The following is a 13,570-nucleotide window of genomic DNA, read 5'->3' as shown; positions in this document are numbered from 1 at the left end:
CCCCTTATACACGCATGGATGCGGATCAGGCCCTGACCCAGATCGAAGCGCTGGTCATCGCCCAAACAGGCAAACGGCTCAGCGAATTACAGCGGATTATTCTGCAACAGGTTTGGTTAGGCAAAAAATACTTTGATATCGCCAATACCTATGGCTGTACGGAAGGCCATGCCAAGGATGTGGGGTCTGATTTGTGGAAATTTCTGTCCCAGGTGATGGGCGAGAAAGTAACCAAACAGAATTTACGCCGAGTGGTGACCGATCATGTCCGTTTATCCTTGAATCCCCCTCCTATTGAAATTGATCCCATGCCTGACTTTGTGGGACGCAGTCAGGCCATCACTCAGCTGAGTCAGTGGGTTCAACAGGGCACAAGGGCCATTGCCCTCCAAGGAGAAGGCGGGTTAGGCAAAACCACCCTGGCGCAGCAATACCTCCAAAGTCAAGGCTATGACATTATCCTAGAGCTATTAATGGCCAAGGAGCCTGAGAATATTACCTCCGTGGAGCGAGTCGTAGAGGAATGGTTAACCCGCGATTTGGCAGACGATCCGGGTCGAGAATTTGGGATTAGTCTGGATCGATTGAAACGTCATCTCCATCAACGTCGGATTGGTGTCCTGATTGACAATCTAGAACCTGCCCTCGACCAGCGTGGGCTTTTAATTGCCCATCATCGCCGCTACTTAGACTTATTCCGAGTCCTCACGGACCCTCGCAATCAAGGACTCACACTGTTTACGAGTCGAGATCGCTTATGTGAGGGTAGCCTCCACCTCCACCATTACCGTTTACCGGGCTTAGACTTCGCCGCATGGCAACATTATTGGAGGTATCAGGGCCTATCAACGGAGGTTGAGTCCTTGCCGCAGATGCACCGGGCCTATGGTGGGAATGCCAAAGCCATGACGCTGCTATGCGGGGCCATTCAGTCGGACTTTGGCGGTGACCTAACCGCGTTTTGGCACGATCAGCAGCATGATTTACTGTTAGTCGCTGATCTTAACAACCTAATTAACCACCAAATCAACCGTCTCCAAACCCTGGACCCCCAGGCCTATCGACTCTTTTGCCGTCTGGGCTGCTATCGGTACCAAACCATCGCGACTCTGCCCATCGATGGGGTTCTGGCATTGCTGTGGGATGTCCCAGAATCAGAGCAGCGAGCGAGAATCGTGTCCCTCCGAAATCGTTCCTTAGTTGAGTTCCGGGAAGGTCAGTATGGGCTGCATCCCGTGATTCGGGCAGCGGCCATTGCTCGTCTACGAGACAGTTCAGACTGGGAGCCTGCGAACCAGCATGCCGCCCAATACTGGACAAACAGCATCCAGACCATTGCCTCTCCCCAATCCGCACTCCAAGCCTTGGAAGCCTACCATCATTACATGGCGATTCAGGACTATTCCCAAGCGGCGGCGGTTCTCCTACAGGCGCGAGACAATCAGTGGCACCAGTATTTGTCCCTGGGCAGCACGCTCTATCGAATGGGGCTGCATCAGTCTTTGCTGAGTGAACTGCCGCAATTAATGGCGCGTTTGCCTTGCGATCGCAGATTTTGTGAACTCCATAATATTCTTGGGGACTATTACTGGAGCACCGGCCAAATTCATCCAGCCATTGCGGCCCAAAATCAATCTTTACACCTGTCTACCCAGACCCTAGCGGATCCTCACAACCTGGATCAGCGCAGCCTCCACCATTTACAAATTCAGGAACTGGATTCTCGCCTTAGCTTAGGGCTGTACCACCTGGACTTATGGGAATTAGAGACCTCAGCTCAGTTTTTTCAACAGGTGATTGAACTGGCCACCCAGACAGACCATCACCGCTGGATCCCCAAAGCCTCAATCTGTTTAGCCTTAGTTTCCTCCCACTTAGGCGATTTGAAGCAAGCCCGTGAGTTAGCCGCTCAGCCTCTGGGAACGCCCCTACTGGATACAGACCAAGCAGCCCGACAAGCGTACTTTATGCAGCTACTGGGCCAAACCCATACCCAGCTTGAGCAGTTTGAACAAGCGACCACTCTATTTGATCAAGCGCTAACCGTTGCCGAATCCAGTCACTATCCCCAAATTCAGGCCCGGACCCTGACTGGAAGAGCCACCATTCACCGCCACCAAGGTCACTTTACCCTGGCCATCACTGACCACCATCAGGCCCTGACCTTACTCAGCACTCTTAATGCCACCTGTGACTTGGCAGAAGCCCATTTGCAGTTGGGACTGACCTACCAAACCATGAACCATGCCTTAGAGGGTGATCATCATTTCCATCAGGCCCTGCAGCTCTTTCAAGCCATGAACGCCCCTTACCAAGTCAAGCGAGTGCAATCTCAACGGTCCAGTTAACCCCGCTGACGGATCCGTCGACGCTTTCGGCGGCGAGCCACAAAGGCCGCCCACAAGAGCAATAGGGAACAACTCAAGCCTGTCGCAATCGGAATCGCAACCGCTGCGGTAAAGCATAACTGGTAAATGCCTTCTCCCCAACCTCTGGCCTGGGTCAATCTCAGAAAATACTTCAATAGATAGCTCATCGGCACCAGGGATAGCAATGCCATCAATCCAGCACCAATAAACCCTGGCGTCGGCCCTTTCTTGCGAATGACCCGCCCACCGAGCCACGTTATCAATACAAACAAGCCAGATACAATCAGACCCGCTCCAAGCATATAAAGTGCTAGCATATGAGTCTTGTTGAGCTGCTAAATACTCAATTTTTACCCCCTTAGCAGCTAGCTTACTGAATGACGGCTCATCCTTCAGTATTATCTAGAATAATTTAATATCCCTTGGCAGAAAAATCTAGCTGTTGAGAAAACATGACCCGCTTAATTTCGGTTGCAAAGGTGCCGTCAGCCTGCAAGTGAAATAGCCTAAACCCCGGTTGAGCTTGATCTAGCGCAAAAGTTTTGCTGTGGGGAGCGAACTGAATACAGGTTGAAGGGGTACTTAGATAATGAACGTTATGCCGTTGATGCTCAAACTGCTGATGGATATGACCAAAAACCACCAGTTTGACATGAGGGTGGGTATCTAAAATTGCAAATAGGTCAGCAGAATTTTGCAAACCAATTTTATCCAGCCAATCCGATTTGATGGAAAAGGGCGGATGATGCAGCGCAATCAGGGTGGGGTGAGGATGACATTGCTCCAACTGCTGATGGAGCCAACTTAAACTCTCAGCAGACAAAGCACCATAGACCTTGCCTGGCACACTAGAATCCAGCAGTAGGAACTGCCATGCTCCCATTCGGTAGGATTTATGGGACTGAAAGATGGGATCCGTGAAGGTGGCTTGCATGGTAGGCAGATGGTCGTGATTACCTGGTAACCAGTACGTGGGAATCCGTAACGGCGCGATTAATGCCTGTACCTGCTGATAGGCAACATCCGATTCATCTTGGGTTAAATCACCCGTTAATAAGAGCTGATCTGGCTTGATCGGTAAGCGCTTTAATGCTTGTAAAACAACTTCGAGAGAAGAAAAAGTATTCAATCCCAAGAGCTCACGATCTGAAGTTGCAAATAAATGCAAATCAGAAAGCTGCGCTATCAATAGGGATGACGTTTTTTTCATTCGTTGTTATTAATTAGAGAACGGATGTTCGTCCTACGATTTATAGTTTTAGGATACCTGATTTAACAGGCAAAAACAGCCATTCAATAGTAGACTAGCCGGCAGGATGACCTATTTCTGGACGGGACCTCTAGGGAGGGAAGATGATATGCCAGCTGCGTTGATCCTACTCCTTATTTGAGCTTAATCGTAGTGCCCCATTCCCAATCTTAGAGTGATGTATATCACAGCTTGTTTGGCGGTATGAGTATTTGCAGTTTGGCATGGTTTATCGCCAGAATTCACTTATCACAAGCGCGATCGTAAAATTGCACCTCAAAAATATTCAGATAGGGTTCCAATCCGTTGTTAGGTGTAGCCTCTCTCCCAGCTCACAGGGATGATGGCCTCAATCATTCGGTTTTAAATAATTGGGTGAGGGTCGATCAATCGAGTTTTTATATGAATGGCCCCAATCCTGCGTGGCCCCCCCACCCCACCCAATTCTGGGGGGAGAGTATTGAAAGATAACGTCACGGTTGCCACTTCAGTTGCATCCAGCTCTACCCACCACTGCGTGCCTGATTCGCCAAAGAATCGGGGTAACCTGAATAGTAGTGGTTCCTAGCTATTCCGCCTCCACCCTTGACCGACATCTTCTTCCATTACTCCCAGTGCGCCAATCTATGAAGGTTTCTATTCCAGTCTTGCTGTTCGGTCTTCTGCTGACCCTAACGCCTTTACAAGCTGGAGCCCAGTCTAGTGTCACAAGCCTCAACCAACAGTTGCAACAAGCCGTCAATGGCCAAAACTGGACTGAAGCAATTCAGGTCATCAATCAACTGATCCAGGCTGCACCAGGCCAAGCAGCCCAACTAAAACAGTATCGGACTCAACTTCAACAGCTTCAGAAATCCAACTTCCAGGGAACCCCCTCCCGTCCTGCAAATTCCAGCCGCACCAACAAGGTGGGCCTTGTTCCCATCAAGCGGCGATCCGCAGGCGTTGCGATCGTAGATGTTAAATTCAATAACCGTCGCACCTTTGAAATGATGGTGGATTCAGGTGCGAGCAAAACGGTGATTACTCGGCCCATGGCCAAGGCGCTCGGTATCAATGCATCCCATGTGGTAGGCACCCTACGAGCCTCCACCGCCAACGGGTATGCCGAATTTCCGTTGGTCTATATTAAGGCCATGGAAGTTGGCGGTTTAAAAAGCTATCAAGTCCCGGTGGCGGTGGCAGGTCCCGATATGCAGATTGGCTTGTTGGGGCAAGATTTTCTCCAGAAGTACGATTTTACCTTCCGGGGCAATCAGATTGAGTTTCATAAGCGCTAGGCAATGCTTAGAGGCGTATGCCAGGATTGAAGGTGGATTGTTCACGCTAGAATCTCCCGCCTTATGGCCCATGCCTTTAGCATTACCCAGCATTATCATCAACGCACAAAATATGAGCCAGAGACGATCTCTCAACGGAGTCGGGCTTTGGACTTTAACCAACAGCCGGTTCCCTTTAAGGACTACAAATTTGGGACCACCATTGGCCTTAAAGAATATTTAGAGCCCGGCGTTGATCCGACCCAAGCCCAGTGGCAACGGCTCTCTCGGCTATTGTACTGTAGCTATGGGATTACGGCAGTGATTCCCTATCCTGATAATCCGCTGTACTTAAGAACAGCGCCATCGGCTGGGGGGCTCTATCCCGCTGAACTCTACGTGATTGCGGGAGAAGGGACCCTCTTACCCGCCGGTTTATATAGCTACCAGGTTAGAACCCATTCCCTGCTGCGGTTTTGGGACAGCCATGTTTGGTCTGCGTTAGAAACAGCCTGTCTCTGGCATCCGGCCCTTGCCAAAACCCAGTTAGCGTTGGTGGTAACGGCCGTGTTCCAGCGCTCTGCCTGGCGTTATGAAGACCGTGCCTATCGCCGCATTTGTCTAGACAGTGGCCACTTGCTGGGCAATATTGAGCTGGCGGCTTCGATCTGTGATTTTAAGGCCCATCTGATTGGTGGATTTGCTGACCAGCCCTTAAATCAGCTGCTCTATCTAGATGCCGATCAGGAAGGTGTGGTGGCTGCGATCGCCTTGGCCGACTTACTCGATGCAGACCAAAACTTACCCCCAGCGCCAACGGTATTGCCATCACCCACCCTCACAGACTATCCCCAGATACCCGATGGAGAGCTGCTCCTGTATACCCACAAGGCGACCTGTATTCAGACGGAAGAAATTACCTACAATAGTGAACTTTCAACCGCGGTCAAAGAAGATCAGTACAACTTTCCCTTTTGTTTAAAGGTTCCCCTTTCCAATGCCCCCATCGATTGGGGCGCAGGCTTGGTGAATTTAAAGGAAGCGATTCTCAAACGTCGCTCGACGCGCCGCTTTACGGGGGGGTCGCTGAGTTTACAGGCGCTCAGCTATCTGCTCAGCTTCACTTACTGCCCAGATCAATACCAAGCGCAAAGCTTAGATGGTTACCCTGATTTCTTTGATTTAGGGTTGATTCAAACGTTTATGGCAGTTCTGGATGTCACGGATTTGGAAACGGGCTGTTACTACTATGCCGTGCAGGCCCAAGAGCTGCGTCAAATCCGATTTAAGAATTTCCGCCGGGAAGCTCACTATCTCTGTTTGGGGCAAGATCTTGGCCGAGATGCGGCGGTGATTTTGTTCCATACGGCGAATTTGCAGAGTGCGATCGCACGCTATGGTGATCGGGCCTATCGCTATCTGCATATGGATGCCGGGCATCTGGGTCAACGACTCAACTTAGCAGCCACCCACCTCAATTTGGGAGTCAGCGGCATCGGCGGATTCTTTGATGATCAGGTCAACGAAGTCTTGGGCATTCCTGCAGAAGAAGCAGTACTGTATATCACCACGCTCGGGCAACCGCCTCCCCCAGCCGAGTAAGACTACTGATCAAAAATGGCTTGAATCCGGTCTAGCTCAATTTGATGGAGATAATCAACACACCAATTCGCTTGGCGTTGCAGCATATGGAAAGGAAACGTATGAGCCACCCCTAGCACAGGAATTTGCGCCAGTTTTGCCGCTTGAATGCCAGCAAAACTATCTTCAATGGCCAGACAGTCGCAAGGGGCAAGATTGAGAGCGGGAAACTTCCGATTGAGACGTTTGATCGCTAATTGATAACCTGAGGGATCGGGCTTACTTTTTTTGACATCCTCAGACGTGACGGTGATCGGGAAAGCGGCCTCTAGATCAGTCCGATTCAACGTCATGCGTACTTCAGCCCGCAAGGCTCCACTGACAATGGCCAGCTTCATCCCAGCCTGCAATAATTGCTCAACCAGTTCAATCAGACCCTCAAAAATGGGAAGGGTTTCCAAGGACTCTAAATATTGTCGATAGGCCTTCGCTTTCATCGATAAGAGTCGGCGCAGCTGCAACGGTTTCAGGGGCTGTCCTTGACTGGCAAAGAGGTCTTGAAAACAGGCTCGATCCGTTCGTCCTAAACAGTGCTGCTGCAACTCTTCTAGAGACGGACGGAGGTCCTCGCGATCAATCATCTCCAAAATAATCTGTTGATGAATGCGCTCATCATCTAGGACAACGCCATTGAAATCAAATAAAACTGCCTTTAGGGGCATGAGAGCCAATCAAAATAGAGTAACCAAACCACAGCGATTGCTGCTAAACTCAGGTCAATTTAACGGCAAGTCCAACCACTTGCCAAGGGAAGCAAACACTTGCGTCCCAAGCGCCAAACCCAGGCGCGATCCGAGTTAATAGACTACACTGGATTGAACAGTAACGCAAAGTAGTCAGTGGGCGCATTCAGCCATCTAGGCTGTAAGCTGCTGTTTACGTTGATACCTTGATTCGTCCACTGTTTGAACGTTGTTTTAGAGAGGCCCACCATGTTAGACCGCAAGATCTACCAACTCTACAATGACGGACAAGAAGTTTGGATTTATTTACGAGACCAGCAAAGATGGCTGGATAGAGCCCGTATTACTGCATTGGAAGGTGACTTAGTCACGATTCGCTACGAAACTGAAGAAGAAGACGAAATTTGTGCCTGGGAAGAGATGGTTCGTGTTGAAAGCATTGGTGCTGTGACGTTGCGGTTAGCCGCCGTGCCGAAACATAATGTTGACCCTATTGTGTCTGATGATTGCCCTGAAGCTGAGCAAATCCCCAACCCTGAAAGCAATTCGGATTAGTTGTCCGTCATACTTTAAGTTAAGCAGGTCATTTGTCTCCTAAGGCAACTTTTGCCGTATGGAAGATGCGGAGAGTTTTTTGATTTCAGCCGTAATGGCTGAAATCAAACTGTTTTTAGGCATTGAGAGTCAGTATATATAGGATTAGGAGGTTAACTGTGATAAGCCTCCATTTTTTCAGCTATTCATGTTCAAATCAGCAGGATAGTCTCCATCCTACTGATTTGAACAATTCAATGGATTAGATAAGAATTACCACAATCCGCGTACGGGTTCGGGGGCCGATTCAGAGTTCGTAGGTGGGGTTGTCGTATCTGTTGACCCTGGGGCTGTTGTATCAGGTGTGATCCCCTCTGGCGTTTCCTCTGCCCCTCCGGTTGAATCCGGTGCATCGGTCTCTGTTGATCCTGGAGCTGTCGTATCAGGTGTGATTCCCCCTGGCGTTTCCTCTGCCCCTCCGGTTGAATCCGGTGCATCGGTCTCTGTTGCCCCTGGGGCTGTTGTATCAGGTGTGATTCCCCCTGGCGTTTCCTCTGCCCCTCCGGTTGAATCCGGTGCGTCTTCTGTTGTAGGAGAGACCTGGTTATTGGTATCAGGTATGGTCTCATTCGCTGGTGTTTCTTCAGGTGCAGTGGGTACGGTCTCTGTCGGGTTAGGGGTTACTTCCTCCGTGGTAGGGGGGGCTTGATCTGGCTGAGGAGAATCTTCAACTTGGGCTTTAGCCAGGGTTGGCATCAGAATACTGAAGCTAACTGTCCAAAGTAATGTGGCTGAACGGAATAATAATCCTTGATTACTAGGTGCTTTCTTAGCCATTGATTTGAGCCTCATCAATAGGGAACATTTGGGGGTTCTATTGACGAAAGTTCAATAAGAATAGTTTCGAAATGTCGATTTAGGCCTCTGGCTGGGTGGTTCAGCCAAAGGGAGAAGGTTGACGTCGAAACATGACGATGGATTAGCCCTACTGAAGGGCTTTGATTTTATCGGCAACTTTCAAATAAGCTTTATTCTGCTGCTGCTGATAGATCTCTGCTGCCTTTTGCAAATCTTTAATCGCCCCTTGTTTATCTCCCAGTTGACTTTTAGCCATACCACGATTGTTATAGGCTTGAGAGTACTGAGAATTCAGGCGAAGGGCTGCGGTGTAATCCGCGATGGCTGCCTTCAAATTTCCGAGATCAGATTGGGCAATCCCCCGGTTGTTATAGGCTTGAGCATAATTGGGGTTGAGGCGAAGGGCTGCGGTGTAGTCCGCGATGGCTGCTTTTAAATTTCCGAGATCAGACTGGACAATCCCCCGGTTGTTATAGGTTTGAGCATAATTGGGGTTGAGGCGAAGGGCTGTGGTGTAATCCGCGATGGCTGCTTTTAAATTTCCGAGATCAGACTGGACAATCCCCCGATTGAAGTAGGCTTCAGAAGATTGCGAGTTTAACTTTATCGCTTGAGTGTAATCTGCGATCGCTGTATTCTTCTCTCCTTGCTCAGAATAGGTGGTTCCCCGATTGTTATAAGCTTGGGCATGCTGTGGGTTAACTCGGATCGCAGCCGTAAAGTCAGCGATCGCAGCCAATTCATCTCCTAACTGACGTTTCACTAAACCTCGATTATTATAAGCATCGGCAAAGTCAGGATTGAGACGTAGCGCCGTGGTGTAATGGGCCATCGCTCCCTTGAGATCCTTAAGCCGACGCTTCGTAATGCCGCTGTAAAAATGGGCCATCTCATTGTTCGGATCAAGCTGAAGGGCTGCCTTGTAGTCGCGGAGCGCCTGGTGATAGTTCCCTTGCTTAAATGCTTGACCACCTTGTGCAATATGCACTTCAACTGAGTGACTCGAACTCGTCAGGGTGGGCTGAGATGGAACAGACGTGGGAGTAAACAGTAGATTCAGCGCATATCCTACCCCCCCCAGTAACACCAATACTAAGAAAATCCTGACTCTCAAGGAGCCATTCATTCGTGGTCTTTTCCAATGTCGAAAACTGGCTGACCTCAGTTTGAGGGCAGGAAAAAAGGCCAGACGAATGGGACGACAAAATGAAGATTTCACTAAGGTCGTGGTAAGAAGTGTATGTAACTGGACGGGGTCAGACACAGTGGATGTCTGGGGTGAAGATAAATCAGTTGTCCTAGCAGTTTGGAATTGTCGGGGTAACGACTTCCTTATATCTGCAAGCGCTAGCGTTGCAGATTGATAGCGCAAGGCCGATTCTTTCTGGAGAAGTCGATTGAGGACTCGCTGTAGCGACGGGCTCAGTGATTGGGAAACATAATCTTGCCAAGATACTAGCCAACTATAGCCATGCTCTGTCGACAAAGCAGCAGGAGAAGTTTGACTGAGGAGATGAAAACAACTCGCTCCTAATCCGAATAAGTCACCACTCGGTGTAGCGACACCCTGATGCATTTGCTCAAAGGGAGCATACCCAGGAGAACCGAGCACTGTCCCAGAATGATCCATCCTGATTTCAGGTATGGATTTGGCGACTCCAAAATCAATCAGGATATATTGCTCAGAACCAGAAAGGTGCATAATGTTGTCTGGCTTAATATCTCGATGAACAACCCCACGCTTATGAATGAATTGCAAAACCGGCAGGATACTCAACAAGACTTGCCAAACTTGCTTTTCAGAAAGAGGGCCTTCGTCGTCTAGAAATTGCGCTAAATTCTTGCCCTCAATAAATTGCTGTACCAAAAAAAGGCAGCCCTTCTCCTCAAAATAGCCAAGGAGCGCCGGAATTTGAGGATGAGTACCGAGTTGTTGCAGCTGTTGGGCTTCTCCCTTAAACAGCTGCATTGCTTTTTGCTTCTGCCATACATTGGTAGAGTAATAGGCGAGTTGCTTAACGACACAGCGCTCGTTAAGCTTATCGGTGTCATAGGCAAGATACGTTTTACCAAATCCTCCTCTGCCTAGGAGCTTGGTGACTTTGTAGCGCTTCCTCAACAGCGAGGATAGAGGCACACCACATCGTTGGCAGTATTGATTGCCATCAGCATTATGAGGCCTATCACAGTCAGGATTAAGGCAACAGATCATGGGGGAACACCAAAAAGATTTGGGTGTTATGCCTATTTTTATACAGGTTGAGATTTATAAGCATCTAGACACCAGCATTGATGGTGTTTGTTCCCATGTGTCCTTCTCAAACTAGGGCATAGAATTTTCTATCGGGTGACGGGTTGGGCATTGCCCTTGGATAACTGATCGGCTTGGCGGGTAGTCTCAGGCAAACGATATATAGGAGCACATTGGAGAACCAAATCAATAGCACTTTGCAAACTAATGCGATGGCCAACGGACACAAAGATAGGCTTAACCTTGGTTTGGGTTCGCAGGGCTGCCCCAATAACCTCTCCCCCATCTGTGATCGGCTGCCAAGTCCCACGATCATTGGCTAGAGGTTGGAATTTCCCGATGTAGGGAGTCTTGGCGACTCCGATAGAGGGCAGCCCACTGACAATTCCCAAATGACAGGCGAATCCACACCGACGAGGATGGATGGTGCCATTGCCATCACAGATTAGAAGTCCAGGTTGGGTTTTCAAACTTGCTAGGGCTTCCATAACGATAGGAACCTCTCGGAATGCCAGCAATCCCGGTACATAGGGGAAGGTAACCGGACGACGAATCGCCACAGATTCCTGCACCTTGAGATCAGATAGTCTCAGTACTGCAACTGCAGCACAGGCAATTTGATCCTGATCCTCAAATCCGACATCCACGCCTGCCACCGTTTCAAGGGGACCAAAATCATCTTCTCGGATGACATGCTGCCGCAGTTCTTCTTGAAGGGCAAAGGCCGATTCAGGATTTTTCACCTGGTTAAAGTGGTGTTTGTGGGGCATAACAATCTCCTACAGAGAGCTAGGACTTTCAACCCCTCTCAGGAGGTAGGTTTAACTGCTTTAATCTGACTCAAAATAAATCGGATCTCCTTCTTGTTACACTGCTTTTTCTTGACTGCATAACGGGTATTGATATTGCCATATCGAGTCTGCCGGGGGATTTCGCCCCGCAGCACATCTCTCACTGTCATCACAGGGAAAGGCGGAAAGTCCTCATAGGTAATCAGATACCAAAGCTTGTTTAGTTGCTGATATTCATGATAGGCATCGATAACAACCCTATCGTTTGTGGGGCTTTGTCGCTGCCGCTTACGAGGTTTCTTTTCAACTTCACATAGAATTCGAGTCTCAGGATGCACATAGAATTTGTCCCGATAACAACGATAATCTAAAGGTTGAAAGGATCCCCAGTAGGGCTTGTGGTAAAGCACGCCATCCATGATTTCAACATGGAGTTCAACAAAGTCCCATACATGGCTTAGTACATGTTGTCCTGCCATGGTGTTGGTTTTAAGTCGTCGACAGAGTTTGCTGTAGACGTCATCCCAGGGTTGACCCACATGGGACTTTAAAAATCGCCGCAGCGGTCCCAAATGATCTGAAAGCCACTTGGTTTTGCCTCTCGGTTTGATGAGGTACGGGCTGAGTAGCCCATCCTCGGTGGCCACTTCTGTGAGGCGATCCAACTGCTTTCTTGCCCCCTTGACTTTTCTGAGGCTTCGCCTCATTCCCCCGCGAGGTCGTTCAATGGTTATTTCACTTAATCGATGTTCACTCATGGTGTGGTTCTAGATAATCTGTACATGTTTTGGCAACACTCCCCATCGCTAAGGGGAGTGGAGGGGAATAAAAGCCGCCCATATCAGAAATCCAGAACTTGCGCCCGAAGAACTCCGCCCAAGTCAAAAAAACAGTTGGACACAGGAGTTGAGCCTGAAGCCAAGTCCCTTACCGCTTAGTGAGGTTGTATGCTTTTTCGTTCAGGTGCGAAAGCGAGTTTTGAGCCATAACCCTACTTCCAGGCAAGTTTATAAAGCCGTTCATGATGACCCCTCTTACCCAATCCACCTTGGCGGTGGGCTAACGGCGAGAGATATCGGATGCTTCGTTAGTGAGATCGCTCAAACATCGCTACCCTAGGACCGTTATTCGTGGGTCAGCTTTCTCAATTGGGGCACGAGAGTCATTGATCCGTAATCTGCCTCGGGTCGGCCCCTCACATCCCCACATGGATTCCTAAATATTGTTCGGCAACATCATGAGATCGCCTTTCAAATCGAAACTGCACCATTATGACCTCCTGAATCATGACAGATGGTGTTCTCTTGCTATTGAGACCAGAGCTATGGACTTAGGTTAGCGATACTCCCCAATGACCTCAATTTCACCGACGATATTGTCGTTTAGCTCTTCCAGTTTTTCTGCGGGAATCCACCATTCAGTGTGGTGGGCACCCCCAACTTTTTGGATTTCATAGTTGTCCATAAAAGATTTTTTGACGCTGAACCGAGTGACGTATCCAACCCCACTTGCTTTGATATTCCATTGGGTGGCAATAGCGATCGCGTACTGCTCGTTTGTAACTGGATAAAAGATGGGCTGCTCCGGTAGCCTAGGCGGCCAGCGACGGAAATTAGCAGCTTCGAGCAATTTCAATTCTGCAGGACCTGTCGGTCGATACATTGTAATAACGGAATTTTTCATTGTTTTTGATATCAGGCATTGCTAATATTTCAGTTAAAAAAATTTGTGAATGATAAGAGGAAGGTGGAGGAATCGAACCCCTACAGCGAACCATACCCTGGTTTTCAAGACCAGTTGCCGACCATTCAGCGGCACCTTCCATAAAGCGTGAATTGGGTTGACCGACGGGACTCGAACCCGCTAACACTAGGATCACAATCTAGCTCCTCGTCCGCTTCGGATTCGGCCAACACAGTGGATTCTGGTCGGATT

At 49.1% G+C, this 13,570-nt stretch carries 12 protein-coding genes and 1 tRNA gene; 4 read left to right on the top strand and 9 right to left on the bottom strand.

Annotated features, from left to right (window positions below; all coding sequences use genetic code 11):
* Positions 1-14: 14 nt before the first annotated feature.
* Positions 15-2,348 carry an NB-ARC domain-containing protein gene (locus Q0986_RS08970; RefSeq protein ID WP_299408267.1) on the top strand — a complete coding sequence of 778 codons (2,334 nt, stop codon included), beginning with the start codon at positions 15-17 and terminating at the stop codon, positions 2,346-2,348.
* Here Q0986_RS08970 and Q0986_RS08965 read toward each other — a convergent pair.
* Both Q0986_RS08965 and cpdA read right to left on the bottom strand, forming a co-directional pair.
* Positions 2,345-2,686, bottom strand: a complete 342-nt coding sequence (locus Q0986_RS08965; protein ID WP_299408263.1) for a hypothetical protein — start codon at positions 2,684-2,686, stop codon at positions 2,345-2,347. The genes Q0986_RS08970 and Q0986_RS08965 overlap by 4 nt on opposite strands.
* 95 nt (positions 2,687-2,781) lie before the next feature.
* Positions 2,782-3,579: a 3',5'-cyclic-AMP phosphodiesterase gene (gene cpdA, locus Q0986_RS08960; protein ID WP_299408259.1), complete on the bottom strand. Its 798-nt coding sequence runs from the start codon at positions 3,577-3,579 to the stop codon at positions 2,782-2,784.
* Positions 3,580-4,244: 665 nt separating this feature from the next.
* Here cpdA and Q0986_RS08955 point away from each other — a divergent pair.
* Positions 4,245-4,898, top strand: coding sequence for a retropepsin-like aspartic protease (locus Q0986_RS08955; RefSeq protein WP_299408255.1), 654 nt, complete (start codon positions 4,245-4,247; stop codon positions 4,896-4,898).
* A 63-nt stretch (positions 4,899-4,961) separates the two neighbouring features.
* A complete protein-coding gene (locus Q0986_RS08950; RefSeq protein ID WP_299408252.1) occupies positions 4,962-6,479 on the top strand; it encodes a SagB/ThcOx family dehydrogenase in 1,518 nt (505 codons plus the stop codon).
* A 2-nt stretch (positions 6,480-6,481) separates the two neighbouring features.
* Here the strand turns inward: Q0986_RS08950 and Q0986_RS08945 are convergent, their stop codons facing one another.
* Positions 6,482-7,180, bottom strand: coding sequence for an HAD family phosphatase (locus Q0986_RS08945; protein WP_299408249.1), 699 nt, complete (start codon positions 7,178-7,180; stop codon positions 6,482-6,484).
* A gap of 270 nt (positions 7,181-7,450) precedes the next feature.
* Here Q0986_RS08945 and Q0986_RS08940 point away from each other — a divergent pair, with 270 nt between their 5' ends.
* Entirely contained in the window at positions 7,451-7,756 is a 306-nt protein-coding gene (locus tag Q0986_RS08940; protein ID WP_299408246.1) for a DUF6679 family protein, read from the top strand.
* A gap of 252 nt (positions 7,757-8,008) precedes the next feature.
* Here Q0986_RS08940 and Q0986_RS08935 read toward each other — a convergent pair whose 3' ends face one another.
* The 6 genes from Q0986_RS08935 to Q0986_RS08910 all read right to left on the bottom strand — a co-directional run bounded on the left by Q0986_RS08935 (position 8,009) and on the right by Q0986_RS08910 (position 13,548).
* The gene (locus Q0986_RS08935; RefSeq protein ID WP_299408243.1) at positions 8,009-8,572 is read right to left on the bottom strand and encodes a hypothetical protein; all 564 of its coding nucleotides are present in this window, start codon (positions 8,570-8,572) and stop codon (positions 8,009-8,011) included.
* A 148-nt stretch (positions 8,573-8,720) separates the two neighbouring features.
* The gene (locus tag Q0986_RS08930) at positions 8,721-10,805 is read right to left on the bottom strand and encodes a serine/threonine-protein kinase (protein ID WP_366918548.1); all 2,085 of its coding nucleotides are present in this window, start codon (positions 10,803-10,805) and stop codon (positions 8,721-8,723) included.
* 128 nt (positions 10,806-10,933) lie between these two features.
* Positions 10,934-11,614 (bottom strand): deoxyribonuclease V, encoded by a 681-nt coding sequence (nfi, locus tag Q0986_RS08925; protein ID WP_299408234.1) that lies wholly within the window; start codon positions 11,612-11,614, stop codon positions 10,934-10,936.
* Positions 11,615-11,652: 38 nt separating this feature from the next.
* On the bottom strand, positions 11,653-12,393 hold the full coding sequence (locus Q0986_RS08920; RefSeq protein WP_299408230.1) for a hypothetical protein: 741 nt from the start codon (positions 12,391-12,393) through the stop codon (positions 11,653-11,655).
* Between the two features lie 577 nt (positions 12,394-12,970).
* The gene (locus tag Q0986_RS08915) at positions 12,971-13,318 is read right to left on the bottom strand and encodes an ADP-ribosylation/crystallin J1 (protein ID WP_299408227.1); all 348 of its coding nucleotides are present in this window, start codon (positions 13,316-13,318) and stop codon (positions 12,971-12,973) included.
* Positions 13,319-13,471: 153 nt separating this feature from the next.
* Positions 13,472-13,548: transfer RNA gene (locus Q0986_RS08910), tRNA-His, on the bottom strand.
* Positions 13,549-13,570: the final 22 nt, after the last annotated feature.

Source organism: Acaryochloris sp. IP29b_bin.148 (genome assembly GCF_028285565.1).
Classification (GTDB): Bacteria; Cyanobacteriota; Cyanobacteriia; order Thermosynechococcales; family Thermosynechococcaceae; genus Acaryochloris.
Note: the sequence above shows the minus strand (reverse complement) of the source record. Positions and strands in the feature narration are given on the sequence as shown.